The sequence below is a fragment of the Enterococcus sp. DIV2449a genome, from assembly GCF_051711225.1.
GTDB classification, from domain to species: domain Bacteria; phylum Bacillota; class Bacilli; order Lactobacillales; family Enterococcaceae; genus Enterococcus_D; species Enterococcus_D casseliflavus.
The window spans coordinates 31026-48884 of the sequence record NZ_JBIOME010000001.1 but is presented as its reverse complement, the minus strand read 5'-3'; the positions used below and the strand labels follow the sequence as shown (position 1 = coordinate 48884).

Below are 17859 nucleotides of genomic sequence, written 5' to 3'. Positions count from 1 at the left end.
TTCTTAGTCAAAGGGCGCTCTCGGAAACGGATTATTTTTTTAGTTTAATTCAGCGGAACCAACCGCTGTTTTGGCTGTCACTGTGCCTGTGGTCGTCAATGAAAGCTGACGCACTTTTTCGGCATTCGTGATGACTGTTAAAACATCTGTCTGTTTGCCAGCTGCGGTCACTGCATCTAGATCCATCACTGCAATCTTCGTTTCTGGTGTGACCGTGTCACCTTCAGAAACAAGGACCTCAAATGGCGCACCTTTTAATTCCACAGTATCTAAGCCCATATGAACAAGAACTTCCGCGCCACCAGGCGTTAAAATCCCAATTGCATGCTTTGTTTCAAAAATGCTAGAGATCGTACCTGCAACAGGAGCATAAATCGTTCCATTCGTTGGCTGAACAGCAAAGCCGTCACCCATCATTTTTTGAGAAAAGACAGGATCAGAAACTTCAGTGATGGCAACTACTTTCCCATCAGCTGGAGCATAAAGGGTTTCTTCTGAAACTTGTGCTGCTTCTGGGGCTGCAGTTGTCGGTGCAGCCGTCGTTGGTGCAACAACCGCTGCTGCAGCTGTATCAGCAGCCAATTGCGGTTCTAATTTATTTAAGAAGGTAACTTTTCTAAAGATGATGGTGCAAACAAACGTGATGGCAATCGTCACCGCCATTGAGATGAAGACCATTGGATAGTTTTCAATTTTAAATGATAAGAAGCCAGGCAGTCCCCCTACACCAATACCTAATGCACGGGTATTCGTTGCAGTGATCAGCATTCCACCAAAGGCAGAACCTACCATTGCTGCGACAAATGGGTAAACATATTTCAAATTGATCCCGAACATCGCTGGTTCAGTAACCCCCATGTAAGCAGAAATCGTTGCTGGAACAGAGACTTGTTCTTCTTTTTTATTGCCACGGTGAAGGAACCAAATCGCCAATACTGCCGTACCTTGCGCAATATTTGACAGCATGATCATTGGCCAAAGGTTGGTTGTCCCAAAATCCGCTACTAATTGAGAGTCGATCGCTAGCGTTGTATGATGCAATCCGGTAATAACCAAAGGCGCATACAAGCCACCGAAAATGAAACCAAATAACCAGTTTAATGGTGAGGTCAAGCCAGCATTTACGACCCAAGAAATGCCTGATCCGATTTGCCAACCGATTGGACCTAACACCATGTGGGCTGCTAAAATAGTTGGCAGCAATGAGAACAATGGAACGAAGATCATTGAAACCGCTTCTGGAATCCATTTCCGGAAGAATCTTTCAAGATAAACCAATAAGAAACCTGCCAGCATTGCTGGGATCACTTGTGCTTGATACCCAATTTTATCAATAGTGAAGAACCCGAAGTCCCACGTATAATTTTGAGCAATTTCTGCAGCAGAAGTTGAACTTACTGAATAAGCATTTAATAATTGCGGTGAAACCAATGTAATCCCTAAAACAATCCCTAATATTTGCGTGGTTCCCATCTTACGTGTAATACTCCAAGTAATCCCTACTGGTAGAAAGTGAAAGATGGCTTCACAGGGCAGCCATAAAAAGCCGTTGACACCGTTCCAAAAAGTAGAAGCTTGTGTAATGGTTTGTCCACCTAGAGCTTCTAGCGGTACACCTTCTAAGAAATTTCTCAGCCCTAGCATCAAACCACCGACAATAATCGCTGGTAATAACGGGGTAAAGATCTCAGCTAACGTAGCGATCGCTCGTTGCACGATATTTTGATTGTTTTTTGCAATCGCTTTACTTTGTTCTTTAGAAACACCTTCTATTCCTGATACATCGGTAAAATCATTGTAAAACGTTGAGACATCATTGCCGATAATGACTTGGAATTGTCCCGCATTGGTAAACATTCCTTTGACACTTGGAATTTCTTCAATTGCCTTTTCGTTTGCTTTTGACTGATCGTTCAAAACAAAACGCATCCGTGTCGCGCAATGTGTTACTGCGGCGATATTTTCTTTGCCGCCAACATATTCCAGCAGCTTCTCAGCATCATCACGATACTTTCCCATAATTAATAAACCCCTTTCATCTCCACTTGTATATATATGTTTTGATTACGCACTAATCATAACTTGATAATTTTGATATTGCAAGCGTTTCAAACCAATTTTTTTTACTTTTTCTATAAACAATACAAGCAAATAGCAAAGGTACCATATAAAAACCTTGATAAATAAACGTTTTTTAAAATGTTTCATTAATATAAAATAATATTGCCAACAACTTTATTTACTGTTTATTTGACAAAAAAGAATAAAAAAACAGGCTAGATAAATTGAAATAGCTTACAATTTACGTTATAATCATTTTGCATGTATAGACAAGTTTAAAGGAGGACAACTACTGTGAATACGATTATATTATCTAAGGAACAATGGCTGTTAACGGATCAAACTGGTACGACCTATCCGTTTTCTGGGACTGACAGTGAACGCGTTGCCGCACTGACCGCGCAGCTGCAGCAAATGGAAGGTGGCGGGATCGTCTCTGAATCGCTGGTGTTTACAAATGAAGAAGGGACTTTTTCACTGGACCAATGGTTGACAGAAAAATTGAATCGTCCCTTTGTTTGCACTACGAAAGAACAGTATGAAGAAAAAACTGCTGAAATTCCTTGGCGCCTCGAATACTATGGCTACACCCCTGGTAAAGATGAATACTCGGTGGAGTCACTTTTAACCGTCGGTAACGGCTATTTAGGGCTGCGAGGCACAACGCCTGAGATGACCATTTGTGAAGCGAACTATCCAGGACTGTATTTAGCAAGTCTTTACAATACGGTGGAATCGGATGTTTCTGGTCATACCATCAGCAATGAAGACTTCGTCAATGCACCGAATCTGCAAAAAATGTACGTAAAGATCGATGATGAAGTGATCGATATCGCCAACAATCAGCTCCTTTCCTTTAAACGGACATTGGATCTGAAGACCGGCTTGTTCCAATCAGTGGCAGAAATTGAAACCAAAAAACAAAAGCGTCTGCGAATCGAAACGAAGAAGATCGCCAATATGCAAGACGTTCACCAATACAGCTTGGTCTATCAGTTTACCCCGCTGAACTTTTCTGGCACCGTTACCTTCGTCAGTGAAGCCGACGGATCGGTCTATAACTATAACGTCGCTCGTTACCGTAGTTTAACCAACCAGCATTTGACCGTGAAAGAGGCAGCAGCTGAACAAAACAAAGCGCATTTAGTGGTCACCACTAACCAATCACAGATTACCGTTGTCCAATCCTCTGAACTGTTTTCACAGGACCTGCCATTGGCTGAGCTGCAAGCTGAAACAAATGACCAGCTCATCCGTCAGCAAGTAACCCTTGAGGTGACGGAAGGACAAACTTATCGGGTCGAAAAATCAGTCACTGTTGCCGCTTATCGCCAAGAAGAGCCGCAACCGGCATTTACGTTTTCTTCCTTAGCATTACCTGATTTTGCGACGATGTATACCGCCTCAAAACAAGCCTGGGCTGAATTATGGGCAAAAGCGGCCATCGAAGTCACTGGTGACTTGATGTCGCAAAAAATGCTGAATCTGCATACGTATCATCTGCTGGTCTCCGCAGCACCGAATGCTTATCAGGAGTCCTTAGATGCCAGTATCACTGCCCGTGGCCTACATGGTGAAGCCTATCGCGGTCATATTTTCTGGGATGAACTGTTTATCTTACCGTTTTACATTCTACATTTTCCTGACACCGCCAAAGAAATTCTGCTGTATCGCTACCGCCGCTTAGCTGCTGCCAAAAAAGATGCCCAAAAAGCTGGCTACCAAGGCGCCATGTTCCCATGGCAATCAGGATTGGATGGCAGTGAGCAATCCCAAGAACTGCATTTGAACCCTATCAGCGGCGAATGGAAAGAAGATCACAGTCGCTTGCAACGCCATGTCTCCTTAGCGATCGCTTATAACATTTGGCAATACTGGCACAACACGCAAGATCGAGTCTTCATGGAACAATATGGGTTAGAATTGATGTTAGAAGTCGCTCATTTCTGGCAAAGTGCTGCCACCTGGGATGATGCTGCTCAACGTTACTTTATCGATAAAGTCATGGGACCAGATGAATTTCATGAAAGCTACCCAAATAGTGAACAAGGCGGCTTGAAAAACAACGCCTATACCAATATGATGGTAGTATGGTTGTTTGAAGAGATCGAGAACCTTCAACAACAACTTTCAGCAGAGAGCTTCCAAGCGGTATTAGAGAAAACGGCTTTAACCCCTGCAGATATTGCTGCTATGGCAGATATTCGTACCAAGCTGGGCTTAGAGATCGATCCAGAAGGCATCATTGCACAATTTGAAGGGTACTTCCAGCTGGAAGATCTGGATTGGGCTCACTACAAAGAGAAATATGGCAACATCTATCGGATGGACCGCATCTTGAACGCTGAAGGCAAGAGTGCTGACAGCTACAAAGTCGCGAAACAAGCGGATAGTTTGATGATTTTCTACAATTTCTCAAAAGAGCAAGTCAATCAGATTTTGGCAGATCTTTCTTACCAGCTGCCAACAGACTATATTGAAAAAAATCTCCATTATTACTTGGCTCGTACCTCCCACGGCTCGACGTTGTCACGCATCGTTCATGCCCAGTTGGCGGCAATGGTAGATGATCAGGAGTTGGCTTGGTCATTATACCAAGAAGCCCTCTCTTCTGATTACCGTGATATCCAAGGCGGGACTACAGCAGAAGGCATTCACGCCGGTGTCATGGCTGCTACGTTGTTTATTCCATTAACCACTTTTGCTGGGATCGATATTCGAGAGGAGCAGCTGCAGATCACGCCAAACTTGCCGAAAGCTTGGGACAGCTTAGCCTTTCAGCTAGAAGTTCGCGGCACCCGCTTTGCGATGAATGTTACACATGAAACATTGACGATTACCGCTGATCAGCCAGTCATGATCTTAGTGAATGGGCAACAAGTTTCTCTAGAAGCAAAGAAAGAAGCAACGATTACTTACTAAAAGGAGTGTTACACATGAAAAAAGGATTTATTTTTGATTTAGACGGCGTTATCACGGATACGGCCAAATACCACTACATTGCATGGAAAGAATTAGCTGCGGAGATCGGGATCGAGATCGATTTGAAGTTCAACGAGCAGTTAAAAGGCATCAGCCGCATGGACTCTTTAGAGCGAATCTTAACCCTAGGCAACAAAAATGATGCCTACACAGAAGTCGAAAAAGAAGCGTTAGCGACGAAGAAAAATACCCACTATGTACAATTGTTACAAAGCTTGACTCCTGATGATCTATTGCCAGGGGTGAAGACATTCCTTGATGAAGCCAAAGCAAAAAACATTCCTTGTGCGATCGCTTCGGCATCCAAAAATGCGCCGTTTATTTTGGACAAACTTGGGGTCATGCAAGACTTTGATACGATCGTTGACCCAGCAACCTTGAAAAAAGGCAAACCAGATCCAGAGATCTTTATCCAAGCAGCGCTGGCACTAGGCATTGAACCGGCAGAAGCAGTTGGCTTTGAAGATGCTCAAGCTGGGATCGACGGCATCAAAGCTGCTGGTATGTATGCGGTAGGCGTTTATTCAGGAGAAGAATTACACGGTGCAGATGTGATCGTTGAAAAATTAACGGACCTAAACATTGACGAACTTTTGGCGAAATAGTCGATTGCATTTCCAAATTGGCCTCGCTATAATAGCCAAAGAGGGGGCAATCCGATGAACAAGTTCAAAGAAATATTTTTAGATTTAGAACAAAAAATTCTAGCAAACGAATACCCTCCGCATTCTTTGCTGCCTAGCGAAAACCAATTGATCAAAACTTATGGTGTCTCCCGCGAGACTGTCCGTAAGGCATTGAATTTATTGCGGGATGCTGGTTATATCCAAAAGAAACAAGGGAAAGGTTCGATCGTTTTAGACTTGAATCGCTTTGATTTCCCGATTTCTGGCTTGACGAGTTTTCGAGAGCTGCAAGATACCCAACGCATTCCTAGTGAAACAAAGGTTGTCGAGATCCGCAAGATCGCCGTTTCGCCAAAGCTGCACGAGACCACTGGTTGGCCTGTTGCTTCTGAGGCATGGAAACTGATCCGTCAGCGGAGAATTGATGGAGAAGTGGTGATTTTGGATAAAGATTACCTTGATGCTTCTATCATCGAAGAGTTGCCAGAAAACCGAGCGAAAGTATCGATTTTTGATTACTTTGAAAATGATCTTGGCCTTGAGATCGCTTATGCACAAAAAGAAATCACTGTTGACCCCGTCAACAAAGAATTGCGGGATCTAATGGATCTGCGTCCTGAAGATCAGCATGTCGTTACGGTTCGCAGCCTCGTGTATCTAGAAGACACGCGCTGTTTTGAATACACCGAATCGATCCACCGACTGGATAAATTCCGCTTTGTGGACTTTGCCCGCCGACGCAAGATTTGATGGACGTATAGACGTGAAACACATGAAACAGACCTGGACTTCCCCGAGAAGTCTGGGTCTGTTTTGTTTTTCAATAGCCCCCGACTCGATAATACTGGATCGATCCTCCCATTTTTCGCCTCTGTCGCTATCGAGCCATCCTTTTGCTTGTTCGTTGTTCTGTTGCCGACGAATAAAAAAGGCACGATCATTTATGGGACTGATGAAATAGAGTCGATTTTGCACAACTCAGCCGTCCTTATTGACAATCAGCTACACAAAAAAGCAGTATCCTCTCAGAGGATACTGCTTTTGCTTGCTATTTGGCGTAATCCGTTGCGCGGGTCTCGCGAATAACGGTTACTTTGATATGACCTGGGTAATCCAAATCGTCTTCGATCTTCTTGCGGATGTCGCGAACCAATCGTACAGCATCCAAATCAGAAATCTCTTCTGGTTTGACCATTACACGGACTTCACGTCCGGCTTGGACTGCAAAACTGGAATCGACCCCTTTGAAGCCGTTGGCGATATTTTCTAGGTTTTGCAAGCGGCGAATATAATTTTCCAATGATTCGCTGCGGGCACCTGGACGGGCTGCTGACAAGGCATCTGCGGCTGCAACTAAAACAGAGATAACCGATGTTGCTTCAACATCTCCATGGTGAGAAGCAATCGCATTGATCACCACACCATTTTCTTTGTATTTGGCAGCTAACTCAGCCCCGATCTCAACGTGAGAGCCTTCAATTTCATGGTCAAGGGCTTTCCCGATATCATGCAAGAGTCCGGCACGTTTGGCTAACTGGATATCTTCGCCTAATTCTGCGGCAAGAACACCGGTTAGTTTTGCGACTTCGATCGAGTGGTTCAAGACGTTTTGTCCGTAGCTGGTACGGAAACGCAAACGACCTAAAATCTTGATCAAGTCTGGATGAAGGGTGTGGGCGCCGACTTCAAAGGCTGCTTGTTCCCCATATTCACGAATATGCTCATCCATTTCTTTCCGAGATTTTTCGACCATTTCTTCAATTCGAGCTGGATGGATCCGGCCGTCTTGAATCAGTTTTTCAAGGGTCATACGAGCAATTTCACGGCGAATCGGATCAAATCCTGATAAGACGACTGCTTCTGGCGTGTCATCAATGATCAAATCGATCCCTGTCAATGTTTCAAGGGTGCGAATGTTCCGACCTTCTCTTCCGATGATTCGACCTTTCATCTCATCGTTTGGTAATGATACGACCGATACCGTGGTTTCAGACACTTGGTCTGCGGCACAACGTTGGATTGCTAAGGACAAGAGATTTTTTGCTTTTCGATCTGCTTCTTCCTTCGCACGCTGTTCAGATTCTTTGACCATGATCGTTAATTCATGGTTCAATTCCTCTTCCGTTGATTTCATGATCAACTCTTTTGCTTCATCTCTAGACAGCGCAGCGATGCGCTCTAATTCTTTCTGTTGTCCATCGATTAAGTTTTCTACTTCTTTTTCTCGCTCGTCAATTAATTGTTGTTTCTCACTAAGTCTGCCTTCTTTATCTTCAAGTGAGCGTTCTCGTTTTTCCAAAGAATCGTCCTTACGATCAAGAACTTGTTCTCTTTGGAGTAAACGATTTTCTTGTGATTTTAAATCAAGTTTGCTTTCTTTCAACTCACTTTCAATCTCTGACCGATACTTCTGATTTTCTTCCTTAGCTTCTAACAATGCTTCTTTTTTAAGAGTTTCTGCTTCTTTCTTAGCGCTTTCGATAATTCCAGCTGCAGAATTTTGGGCGCCGTTGATTTCTTTCTCATGACGAGATTTCGTCACATAAACTCCTAATCCAAGACCGACAATTAAACCGATGATAGCGAGGAGAATGTAAAGTAGTTCCAATGAATCCACCTCCATACTATCTTTTTAAATATTTTGTAATTTTGATTAACAAAGGATAACAAAATTATCAATTCGCTACTTCTTATGTGGAAATCCACATACGTTTATTCTACTGTTTGAACCCAAGAGTGTCAACTTTAAATAATAAAGTAAACTTTCGCAACCCTTCCTTTTTACGGATGTTTTTTCAACAATGGACGAATCTAGCAAAAAGCCACAAAAAAGCCAAACAACGAGGTTGTTTGGCTTTTTCAAGACTTAGTCGTCTAATGGTAATTCTTCTTGCGCTTCCTCAAGGGTTACGGTCTCTCCTGTTCCAATCCCGTAAGCATCGCGGACGCGAGCAGAAACTTCTAACATCATTTCTTGGTGTTCACGCATGTAGTTTTTGGCGTTTTCACGACCTTGACCGATACGATCCCCTTTATAGGCATACCACGCACCGCTTTTATCGACGATGTCTTGTTCCACAGCCATATCCAGCAATTCGCCTTCTTGGGAAATCCCTTGACCATACATCATGTCGACTTCTGCTACTTTAAATGGTGGCGCTACTTTGTTTTTGACTACTTTGATCTTCGTGCGGTTCCCGATGATATCTGTACCGGATTTCAATTGCTCAGCACGACGTACTTCCAAACGGATGGTTGAATAGAATTTCAACGCACGGCCACCAGGCGTCGTTTCTGGATTCCCGAACATGATCCCAACTTTTTCCCGAATTTGGTTGATAAAGATCGCGATCGTTTTCGTTTTGTTGATGGAACCAGAAAGTTTCCGTAATGCTTGTGACATCAAACGTGCTTGCAAACCAACGTGGGTATCACCCATTTCACCGTCGATCTCCGCCCGTGGGACTAAAGCTGCTACCGAGTCAATGACCACGATATCAACCGCACCACTTGAAACTAAGGCGTCAGCGATCTCTAATCCTTGTTCCCCTGTATCTGGTTGTGATAACAAAAGATCATCGATATTTACACCTAATTTTTGCGCATATTGAGGATCTAACGCATGTTCGGCATCGATAAATGCTGCTGTTCCGCCATTTTTTTGGACTTCCGCAATGGCATGTAAAGCAACTGTCGTTTTACCAGAACTTTCTGGGCCGTAAACTTCTACGATCCGTCCTCGTGGGTAACCACCTACACCTAATGCAACATCCAAGGCCAATGAACCACTTGGGATCGTTGAAATTTGTTGATCAACTTTTTCGCCAAGCTTCATGATGGCACCTTTACCATAGTTCTTTTCAATCTTCTTTAGTGCAGCATCTAAGGCTGCTTTACGATCATCTGCCAAACGGATAATCCTCCTTATATTCATCACTTTCGTGTGTCGTTCATAAGATAATAATAGTCCTTCTGACGGGAAATTGCAAGAAAAAACGAACAAACATTCGCATTAATTTAATAATTCCTTACGTATTTGATTTAAGCCCGCCATGACAGCACTATGCCGAATATAGGCGCGGTCGCGGTTGAAGTGATACAGCTGGCTCGAGACGCCTTTGTCAGAAGCTAAGGCGATCCAAACGGTACCTTTAGGCTGACCTTCTAACTCGTCTGGACCAGCAACACCCGTAAACGCCACCGCATAATCGGTCTCGGCTTGTTTGCGGGCATAGACGGCCATTGCTTCCGCACACTCCTGACTAACAGTCCCATAGCTTTCCAAAAGCCCTGGATCGATGCCTAAGAGCTTGCTTTTTGTTGCAGCAGAATATGTCACGAACCCACCGGGAAACACCTCAGAGACGCCAGGAATCCCTCCTAGGGTCGCTTGGAACAAACCAGCGGTCAAACTTTCCGCTGCGGTGACGGTTTTCTTTTTCTCGATCAGTCGCTCGACGACTGTTTCTGCCAGCGAATTTTGTTCCCCATACCCATAGAAATACGCACCGACCCGTGCTTGGACGGTTTCTTCTAACGCATCCAATTGTTTGATCCCTTGCGCCTCGTCTGCGGTTTTGACCGTCAGACGCAGCGTGACCTCATTGGGTTTGGCATAAGGAGCGATGGTGGGATTGACTTGATTCTCGATCAAATCGGCCAATTCTGTGACCAACGCCGATTCCCCGATCCCGTAATAGCGCAAAACGCGAGAAAGCAAGACTTCTTCTTGGGGAAACTGCTCTAATAGAAGTGGTTTTGCGTGGGTAAGAAACATCGCCTGCAGTTCACTTGGTGGTCCCGGCAGCAGCAAATAACTGGTAGCGGTTGTCTGATAAAAGATCCCGATCGCTAGTCCATTGGGATTTGGCAAAGACACACCGTCTTTAAAAACGAGGGTCTGCCGCAAATTGTTTTCCGTCATTCTCCGTTGACTGTTTTCAAAGAAGGCTTTCAATTGGTGATAACCTGGTTCATCTCTGACTAACTCTTGTCCCACATGACGGGCAGTGACTTGTTTCGTCAAGTCATCGTCGGTGGGCCCTAAACCGCCACATAATACGATCAAGTCGCTGCGTTTGTCGGCGATCGTCAGCAATTCCTCTAAGCGATTGGGGTTGTCCCCGACAACACTATGATAAAAAACATCGATCCCAAGACTTGCCAGTTCTTCTGACAAGAAGGTCGCGTTCGTATTCACCACCTGTCCTAAAAGTAATTCGGTCCCGACTGCAATAATTTCTGCTTTCATTCGTTTACTCCTTCATTTATCAGATACGTAAAAGTCTTTCATATTGACAAAAAAAGTCCAGAAAACTTCTGAACTTTCGTGACTTGTATCCTTGTTTTTATCGCTTCTTTATCTAGATCTAGAAATTTTACATAGAATCTTTAAAAACATTCGTATTTTTTATGAAATAATCGACCCCGGAATAGATCGTGAAGATCAAACATAGATACAACATGATTTGATCGATAGGCAAACCGATCATTGAAAAGGGAATGTTGTTCAAGAACAAGAAAATGATCGCAACCATTTGTGTCGCGGTTTTGATTTTCCCTGGCCACGCAGCAGCCATGACTTCCCCGCTTTGTTCCACTAACAACAAGCGTAAACCCGTCACTGCCAACTCGCGGCAAACGATGATCGAAACTACCCAGCCTGGGGCTTTGTCTAATTCAACCAGCATGATAAAAGCCGTCATGACGAGCATTTTATCTGCTAACGGGTCAGCAAACTTCCCGAAGTTGGTAACAAGGCCTCTGGAACGAGCGATCTTGCCATCTAGCCAGTCTGTAATGCTGGCTGCCGCAAAAAGGATCGCTGCAATAAGGTGCGTGTTTTCTAATTGTGTCGTACCAACGGTCAGCGTGCCAAGATCGATTGGCAAAACCAAGACCAAAATAAAGATGGGGATCATAATGATCCGTAATACAGTTAATTGATTGGGTAAATTCACGAAATAGACTCCTCTCTGCCGACTATTGTACGAAATAACGGCAAATCATGCCACTACTTCTGCTTTTCAATGGTCGGATGCAACAGATAACTTTTTAGCTAATGATACCTCAATAAGGCGCATTTGTCAGATTTATGCCGCATCGTCTTGGTATTCAATCACGAGGCGGACTGTCTTTTGTAACAATTCAAATTGCGGGTCAGAAAAGTCCACTTCCTGACCATTGGCAGTGATGGAGATATTTTGACTTGCGCCCAGGGTCAAGGTCGCATTCGTGGCGCCTTCTGGCAGCGTCATCGATTGCGTTTCTCCCGCTTGAACAGTGTATTGGTACACATAAGCGTTGTCGACTTGTACACCGACCCAACAAGAAGCATCTAGCCCAGTAAATGCTAATTCAATAGGATTTTCCGCATCTTTCATCGTGATCGTGATCGACGATTGCGTCGAATCACTGGCAGTCATCGTCATTTTCGCTTCGCTGGATTCCGTCGTACTTGAAGACTCCGTCACTTCACTCGAAGTACTGGTTTCTTCCGTACTTGACGTGGTGGAAGCGGTAGACGCTGAATTTTCTACCACAAGAGAAGAGCTTCCTTGGATCATCGGCGTTGTATTCCGGTCTTGCCAAGCCATGTAGCCCACGATACTCACGATCGTAATGGCCACCAAGCCTAATAGAATCATCGGCAAATAGCGGACGACAAATGAGCCGCTTTTTTCTTCTACGTGCTGTGCTTTTCGTGAGCCGCTGACGGTTTCAGGCTGCGGTCTTTTTGGTAAGGGGGCGTCTAACGTATCTTTGCCATCAAAAACGGCTACCAATTTGTCGCCGTCTTCTCCAACCGCTGCTGCATATTGGCGAATAAACGCACGGACATAAAAAGTGCCTGGCAATTGATCAAAACGCTCTGCTTCAATTGCTTCTAAATAGCGTTTTTGGATCTTTGTCATTTGTTGTAATTCAATCAATGAAATGTTTTTATCTAAACGGGCTTGCCGTAATTTTGCTCCAATCGTTGTTTCGTTGGCCACTCGATCATCTACTCCAGTCTTTTATTCATCTTTAAAAAAAGCCCTAAAATCGCTTCGCTGCTTGTCGTAAGGTCAGCAAAGCTGCTCTATCATTTTAAAACAGGGGTTCCCTGTATACGTCAATAAAAAAAACTCCGTCACGCAGATTGCCATCTGGGCGCGCCGTCTACTAAATATAACATTTTTTCCGTGATTTTTTGTAAAAAAACAAAAAAAGATTTTGCTTCAATAATTAAAGAATACCATAAAATAAAAAGTCTGAGGATAGCCTAACCACAACTCGCAAACAAATTTTAATACTTTTCGCCAAATTGGCATCAAATTGCAAGAAAAAACCACCTTTTGACGCAAAAAGAAAACACTGAATGACTCAGGAGTTGGCCAGCCCTTGTTCTGTTGGGCGTTCCTCCTTGAATCAGTCAGTGTCGCTTAGATGACAGCTGTTTGACAAAACCAGCCTTCGCTTAGGCTTTTTCTGTTGGATACATGTAAAAACGACTAAACGCTTTGGGGTCGATAAAGGAACGAGCCGCTTGCTGGACATCTTCCAAAGTGATCGATTGGATCACTTCTGGCAGATCAAAGAGCGTCGTTTCACCAAATAAACTTTGGGTAAACTGGTTTGCGATAAACTCCAGTGAGTTCAGTGATTGGAAATATTTCCCTAGCATTTTCTTCTTCAATAACGTCAAGTTTTCTTCATTGATCTCTGGATCTTGCGGGAAATTCATTACGATCGCTTCGATCTCTGCCAACATTTTTTCTGGCTCTTCAGAATCCCCCGAGAAGTCGGCAAAGTAAAAGCCGCGATCCAAGTTCACTTCAAACCCAAATGTGTCGTCGATGATGCCTTGATCATACAAATGCAAATAATTGGCGGAAGTATTGCCTAACACCAATTGGCAGAAAAGATTCAACGCATTTTTGAAGCGCAAGAGCTCTCTTCCTGATTTCGGCAGTTTGTTCAAGTCTCCTTTGATCCCTAATACACCTTTGGCACGTGTCACTGGCATGGTAAGACTTGATTCTGCTTGAATATCGGCAAAGGTTTCTTCAGGAAACTGGCGAATGATCGCCTGCGTTTCTGGAAAGGTCTTGGCCGCTTGATTGGTCCGAATCCACGCCATCGTTTCTTCAGGATCGATATTGCCTACCACAAAAAGCGTCATGTTGCTTGGGTGATAGAAGGTATTGTAGCAAAGATACAAGTCTTCTGCGGTGATCTGCGCAATGCTTTCCACCGTACCAGCGATATCGATATGCAAGGGGTGCTTCGGATACAGATTTTTGATGATGCCGAAAAACTGCTGCCAGTTTGGATCGTCATCATACATTTGGATTTCTTGACCAATGATCCCTTTTTCTTTTTCGACGGTTTCTTCTGTGAAATACGGGGCTTGAACGAAATCGATCAACGTTTCAAGGTTCAGCTTGATTTGATCGGTTGCCGAAAAAAGGTAGCTGGTTTTCGTGAAACTGGTAAAGGCATTGGCAGAAGCCCCCTGCTGACCAAAGGTATGAAAGACATCGCCGTCTTCTTTTTCAAACAGTTTGTGCTCTAGAAAATGGGCAATGCCATCAGGGACTCGATGCAATGCTTCGGGTGAAAACCCGAAATGATTGTCGACAGAGCCATAGTTCGTACTGAAAAGTCCGTAAGTTTTATGGAAATCGGCTTTTGGCAGCAAATAAACTTTCAAGCCGTTTGGCAATACTTCTTCATAAAGGGTCTCATTGATTTGCTGATAGACTTTTTTATTCATGGGTCGTCTCCTTATCCAGGAAGAATACAGCTTGCAAGGACACGTTTTGAGCCAATGCTTGGACATCTGCCACGGTCACTTGTGCCAATTTCTGCATAAATTCATCTTCCGTCATTTTCGTATTCGGTACCCACTGATTCAGATAGGCTGTTTCGATCAGTGCTTGTGGGTTATCCAATGAAAGCAAGTACTGGTTTTTCAACATCGCTTTTGTTTGCGCCAGTTCTTCCGCGGTGACTTCGCCACGCTGCAAGCTTTGCAGCTGCTGTTCGATCAATTTGAAGACCTTATCGCGGTTTTTGCCATCGATCCCCGTTTGGACCGACAAATACCCACGAAACGTATCGATACTGCTAGAAGCATAATACGCCAAACTTTCTTTCTCTCGGACATTCATAAACAGTTTTGAATGAGGGAATCCGCCAAACAACCCGTTGAAGACCATAAAGGCGATCCGCTCGGTTTGGTCATAATACACGCCAGTATGATAGCCTAAGTTCAATTTGGCTTGGATGATTGGTTCTCGCAAGATTTTCTCGCGAATGATGTTTTCCGCCGCTTGCTGATAAAAGACCGGCATTGCTTGGTCTGGCCGATCGGTAAAGGCCATGTTTTGGAAGAGCGCCGCAACTTCTGCTTCAACCACATCGCCGATCACGAAAATATCGATTTGATCATTGTCCATCATTGAGCGATAGGTTTGGTAAAGCTCTTTTGCGGTCACAGCTTCTAAGTCTTGGGGACGGCCAAAGCTCGGATACTTCTGATTCTGATCGTTTTCGAAATACAACTCTTGCAGCCCTAAAGAAGCCAATGCTTGCTTATCTTCTGCCACGCTGTTCATATAGGCGATCAAGTTGTGCTTTTCGATGGTGAAGTTCTTTTCTTCAAACTGTTCCTCGTGGGCATTCGGATGGAACAAAACTTCTGCTAAAAAAGCGGCTGCTTGCGGCAATACTGCTTCATCTGACACGTACTTCCCGTTGACAAAGGACATCGCTGCATTGATTTGATGCAGATTGCCCCGTTTGTTAACATTCATACCAAAGCTGGCACCGTAAAGCTCTGCCAGCTGACTGCTAAATGCGGTCTGTGTCGGATAAGCCAAACTAGTCGTTTCTAATAAACTGGTCAATAAGGTCCGTTTGGCGGTCATTTCAGCCTGCAATGGTGCAGTAAACCGAACGAAAAAACGGATCGTTTTATACTTTTTGGTCGGTAGCACCGTTAACCGAACACCTTTTTTTAATTCAATAGACATGTGACACCCCTTCTAGAAGCAAAATTATCTCTTCAATTATAGCATAGCTGACAAACTTTCTCCTCGGCTCACTGATCAAACCTGTTGCAGCGAGCGTTTTTTTTTATAAATCCCGCGTTTTTCGCTATACTGTCAGTAAGATTTAGAAGGGAGGATACAGGATGATTAAAGAATTTAAAGAATTTATTTTACGAGGAAACGTCATTGACTTGGCGATCGGGGTCGTGATCGGGAGTGCCTTCACCGCAATCGTCACTAGTTTAGTTGAAGGATTGCTGACACCATTGGTTTCATGGATCTTATCACTCTTTGGTAACGCAGATGCCTTTTCTGGCTTGGTCTTTGAACCAGCCAAAAATGTGGTCTTTGATTTCGGCCGCGTAATTACTGCCATTATTACGTTCTTGATTACCGCATTTGTCTTGTTCTTGATTGTCAAAGCAGTCAACAAACTACGCAATCTGAAACAACAACCTGAGGAAGAAGAAGTACCAGAAGTCACTGCAGAGGATTATTTAGAAGAGATTCGTGACCTTCTAAAAGCGCAAACGCCTCCTGCCAACACTGTGGATCCACGTCCAACATCATTGGATGATACGATCCGATAAAAAAACGGCTCTTAGTCAATAAGGTCGAAAGAAGCGATTCGGATTCATCCGATCCATCAATCATAGCGCTAAAAGAAGCAAGCACGCGAACCTCGCTAGAGAGTCGCTGTGCTTGCTTCTTTTTTCATCCCGACATGCAGGATCCCGTCTTCATAAAAAGGCGGTGTAATGGTTTTAAAGCCATACTGGCCGTAGAATTTTTCTAAGTGGGCTTGTGCTTCGATCTCAATAGGCAAAGCTGGATAACACTGCTCAATGCGATGCAAAACTTCTTTGATCAGACGATGGCCTTCTTTTTGCCCCCGGTATGCTGGTGCCACAATGACCCGACCAAAATGCACCGTTTGTTCCTGCTGGAAAATACGGGCGTACGAAACGATCTGCCCTTCCTCATCAAGGGCCCATAAATGTTTGGCTTGTGCATCGATCGCATCGATCTCTTGATACGCACACGCTTGTTCCACCACAAAAACCGCTGTACGCAAACGGGCAAGCTGATAAAACTCCACCCCAGTCATTTCCCCTAACTCTTTTAGAAAAAACGCCATCCCATCACTCCTTATCTTATTGAACCAAAAAAGAGTCAACAAAGTGTCAACTCTTCTTGTTTCAAACAGCTTCTGATAAAAATTCAATCTCAACAGTTCTAGTTAAAATATCTGAATAACTATAAGAAACCCGCTCGAATGAATTCTCATTTGGATCCAAATCTACAACAAAAACTGAAGGATAAGTTTCTGTCAAAACGCCGCGACGTTCAGTTTGACGCTTACGTCCAGTCTGAGCAACTAGCATAATCTCACTACCGATACGGCCTTCTAAATCTTTCTTGATCGTAGCTAAAGTTGTTGGCATCGCATTCACCTCGAGCATCATCATACCACGAAAAGCAGAAAATTTCAAGTTTACCATAAAATAATTCTACTTTCAATAAGATTTTTGTTAAACACCCTTGATAAGCGCTATCAACTTTGTCCGACCGCGACTGAAAGCGCTTTTTATTTTTTCATAAGGCAGCTTTTCTTGAGCGGCAATCTGATCAAGTTCTAATCCTTTTAAATAATTCATTATAACCATTCGTTCTAAAGACGATAAACTTTTCGGATACTCTGCCAACGATTCATTAACGAACAAGTAGGTCTCTGCAGTTTCCGCACAGCGATTATGATCGGTCAAAAACCGATTGCCTTCTTGTAAAAGCTTTTCTTCCAGCGAGCAGGCATCGACTTGGGCTTTGCGTTTTTGGGCATGTTGCGCCCGCAACAGGCTGCAGATACGGTTCTCAAAGGAACGCTTAAACAAGATACCGATGGTCGTTCCTTTGTCCTTATCGTAAGTCTTTAGACACTTATTAAAAACGATCCTGCCTTCTTGCAGCCAATCGTCTAAGTCATAATCCCGCAGATAATATTTTTTATGCAAAATCTCAACGATCGGTCGATATTTTCTGAACAACTCTTCAAATCTATCTGAACGGTGCGATACTTGTCTTTCCTTTGTGCGCATCGAGATCACTCCTTTTGTTTTTGTTTCATTTGCTACAAAAGGAGCGTATCATAAATG

At 43.8% G+C, this 17859-nt stretch carries 15 protein-coding genes; 4 read left to right on the top strand and 11 right to left on the bottom strand.

Features of this window, described 5'->3' with window-relative positions; all coding sequences use genetic code 11:
• Window positions 1-39 precede the first annotated feature (39 nt).
• On the bottom strand, window positions 40-2019 hold the full coding sequence (gene treP, locus IGI76_RS00225; RefSeq protein WP_010748496.1) for a PTS system trehalose-specific EIIBC component: 1980 nt from the start codon (window positions 2017-2019) through the stop codon (window positions 40-42).
• Window positions 2020-2355: 336 nt separating this feature from the next.
• Here treP and IGI76_RS00220 point away from each other — a divergent pair, with 336 nt between their 5' ends.
• From IGI76_RS00220 to treR, 3 genes are read left to right on the top strand one after another with little or no spacing between them, the layout of a single operon-like run.
• Window positions 2356-4983, top strand: coding sequence for a glycoside hydrolase family 65 protein (locus IGI76_RS00220; protein WP_194185232.1), 2628 nt, complete (start codon window positions 2356-2358; stop codon window positions 4981-4983).
• Window positions 4984-4997: 14 nt separating this feature from the next.
• Window positions 4998-5648 (top strand): beta-phosphoglucomutase, encoded by a 651-nt coding sequence (gene pgmB / locus IGI76_RS00215; RefSeq protein WP_010748494.1) that lies wholly within the window; start codon window positions 4998-5000, stop codon window positions 5646-5648.
• A 54-nt stretch (window positions 5649-5702) separates the two neighbouring features.
• Complete coding sequence (gene treR, locus IGI76_RS00210; protein ID WP_005226457.1) at window positions 5703-6419, top strand: trehalose operon repressor; 717 nt, start codon at window positions 5703-5705, stop codon at window positions 6417-6419.
• A gap of 298 nt (window positions 6420-6717) precedes the next feature.
• On the opposite strand, the gene rny is transcribed toward treR, so the two are convergent.
• The 7 genes from rny to yfmF form a co-directional block, all read right to left on the bottom strand.
• Window positions 6718-8292, bottom strand: coding sequence for a ribonuclease Y (gene rny, locus IGI76_RS00205; RefSeq protein ID WP_005232891.1), 1575 nt, complete (start codon window positions 8290-8292; stop codon window positions 6718-6720).
• Window positions 8293-8535: 243 nt separating this feature from the next.
• The gene (recA, locus tag IGI76_RS00200; RefSeq protein ID WP_005226448.1) at window positions 8536-9579 is read right to left on the bottom strand and encodes a recombinase RecA; all 1044 of its coding nucleotides are present in this window, start codon (window positions 9577-9579) and stop codon (window positions 8536-8538) included.
• Window positions 9580-9681: 102 nt separating this feature from the next.
• A complete protein-coding gene (locus IGI76_RS00195) occupies window positions 9682-10920 on the bottom strand; it encodes a competence/damage-inducible protein A (RefSeq protein ID WP_194185233.1) in 1239 nt (412 codons plus the stop codon).
• Between the two features lie 127 nt (window positions 10921-11047).
• Window positions 11048-11629 carry a CDP-diacylglycerol--glycerol-3-phosphate 3-phosphatidyltransferase gene (gene pgsA / locus IGI76_RS00190; RefSeq protein WP_005226440.1) on the bottom strand — a complete coding sequence of 194 codons (582 nt, stop codon included), beginning with the start codon at window positions 11627-11629 and terminating at the stop codon, window positions 11048-11050.
• 132 nt (window positions 11630-11761) lie between these two features.
• Entirely contained in the window at window positions 11762-12664 is a 903-nt protein-coding gene (locus tag IGI76_RS00185) for a helix-turn-helix domain-containing protein (protein ID WP_159161176.1), read from the bottom strand.
• A 464-nt stretch (window positions 12665-13128) separates the two neighbouring features.
• Window positions 13129-14427 carry an EF-P 5-aminopentanol modification-associated protein YfmH gene (gene yfmH / locus IGI76_RS00180; protein WP_438780878.1) on the bottom strand — a complete coding sequence of 433 codons (1299 nt, stop codon included), beginning with the start codon at window positions 14425-14427 and terminating at the stop codon, window positions 13129-13131.
• Window positions 14420-15688, bottom strand: coding sequence for an EF-P 5-aminopentanol modification-associated protein YfmF (yfmF, locus tag IGI76_RS00175; RefSeq protein ID WP_010748490.1), 1269 nt, complete (start codon window positions 15686-15688; stop codon window positions 14420-14422). Before yfmF ends, yfmH begins: the two co-directional genes overlap by 8 nt.
• 161 nt (window positions 15689-15849) lie before the next feature.
• Between yfmF and mscL the strand changes: the two genes are divergently transcribed.
• The gene (mscL, locus tag IGI76_RS00170; protein ID WP_005226421.1) at window positions 15850-16296 is read left to right on the top strand and encodes a large conductance mechanosensitive channel protein MscL; all 447 of its coding nucleotides are present in this window, start codon (window positions 15850-15852) and stop codon (window positions 16294-16296) included.
• A gap of 95 nt (window positions 16297-16391) precedes the next feature.
• Here the strand turns inward: mscL and IGI76_RS00165 are convergent, their stop codons facing one another.
• The 3 genes from IGI76_RS00165 to IGI76_RS00155 all read right to left on the bottom strand — a co-directional run bounded on the left by IGI76_RS00165 (window position 16392) and on the right by IGI76_RS00155 (window position 17802).
• Window positions 16392-16844, bottom strand: coding sequence for a GNAT family N-acetyltransferase (locus IGI76_RS00165; protein WP_010748489.1), 453 nt, complete (start codon window positions 16842-16844; stop codon window positions 16392-16394).
• 61 nt (window positions 16845-16905) lie between these two features.
• Entirely contained in the window at window positions 16906-17151 is a 246-nt protein-coding gene (locus IGI76_RS00160) for a Veg family protein (protein ID WP_005226417.1), read from the bottom strand.
• 87 nt (window positions 17152-17238) lie between these two features.
• Entirely contained in the window at window positions 17239-17802 is a 564-nt protein-coding gene (locus tag IGI76_RS00155; RefSeq protein ID WP_015508689.1) for a sigma-70 family RNA polymerase sigma factor, read from the bottom strand.
• Window positions 17803-17859: the final 57 nt, after the last annotated feature.

Coding starts and splice junctions, on each gene's coding strand:
- yfmH (WP_438780878.1), bottom strand. CDS start 14,427: ATGAATAAAAAAGTCTATCAGCAAATCAATGAGACCCTTTATGAAGAA.
- IGI76_RS00155 (WP_015508689.1), bottom strand. CDS start 17,802: ATGCGCACAAAGGAAAGACAAGTATCGCACCGTTCAGATAGATTTGAA.
- IGI76_RS00195 (WP_194185233.1), bottom strand. CDS start 10,920: ATGAAAGCAGAAATTATTGCAGTCGGGACCGAATTACTTTTAGGACAG.
- rny (WP_005232891.1), bottom strand. CDS start 8,292: ATGGAGGTGGATTCATTGGAACTACTTTACATTCTCCTCGCTATCATC.
- IGI76_RS00165 (WP_010748489.1), bottom strand. CDS start 16,844: ATGGCGTTTTTTCTAAAAGAGTTAGGGGAAATGACTGGGGTGGAGTTT.
- mscL (WP_005226421.1), top strand. CDS start 15,850: ATGATTAAAGAATTTAAAGAATTTATTTTACGAGGAAACGTCATTGAC.
- yfmF (WP_010748490.1), bottom strand. CDS start 15,688: ATGTCTATTGAATTAAAAAAAGGTGTTCGGTTAACGGTGCTACCGACC.
- IGI76_RS00160 (WP_005226417.1), bottom strand. CDS start 17,151: ATGCCAACAACTTTAGCTACGATCAAGAAAGATTTAGAAGGCCGTATC.
- pgmB (WP_010748494.1), top strand. CDS start 4,998: ATGAAAAAAGGATTTATTTTTGATTTAGACGGCGTTATCACGGATACG.
- treR (WP_005226457.1), top strand. CDS start 5,703: ATGAACAAGTTCAAAGAAATATTTTTAGATTTAGAACAAAAAATTCTA.
- treP (WP_010748496.1), bottom strand. CDS start 2,019: ATGGGAAAGTATCGTGATGATGCTGAGAAGCTGCTGGAATATGTTGGC.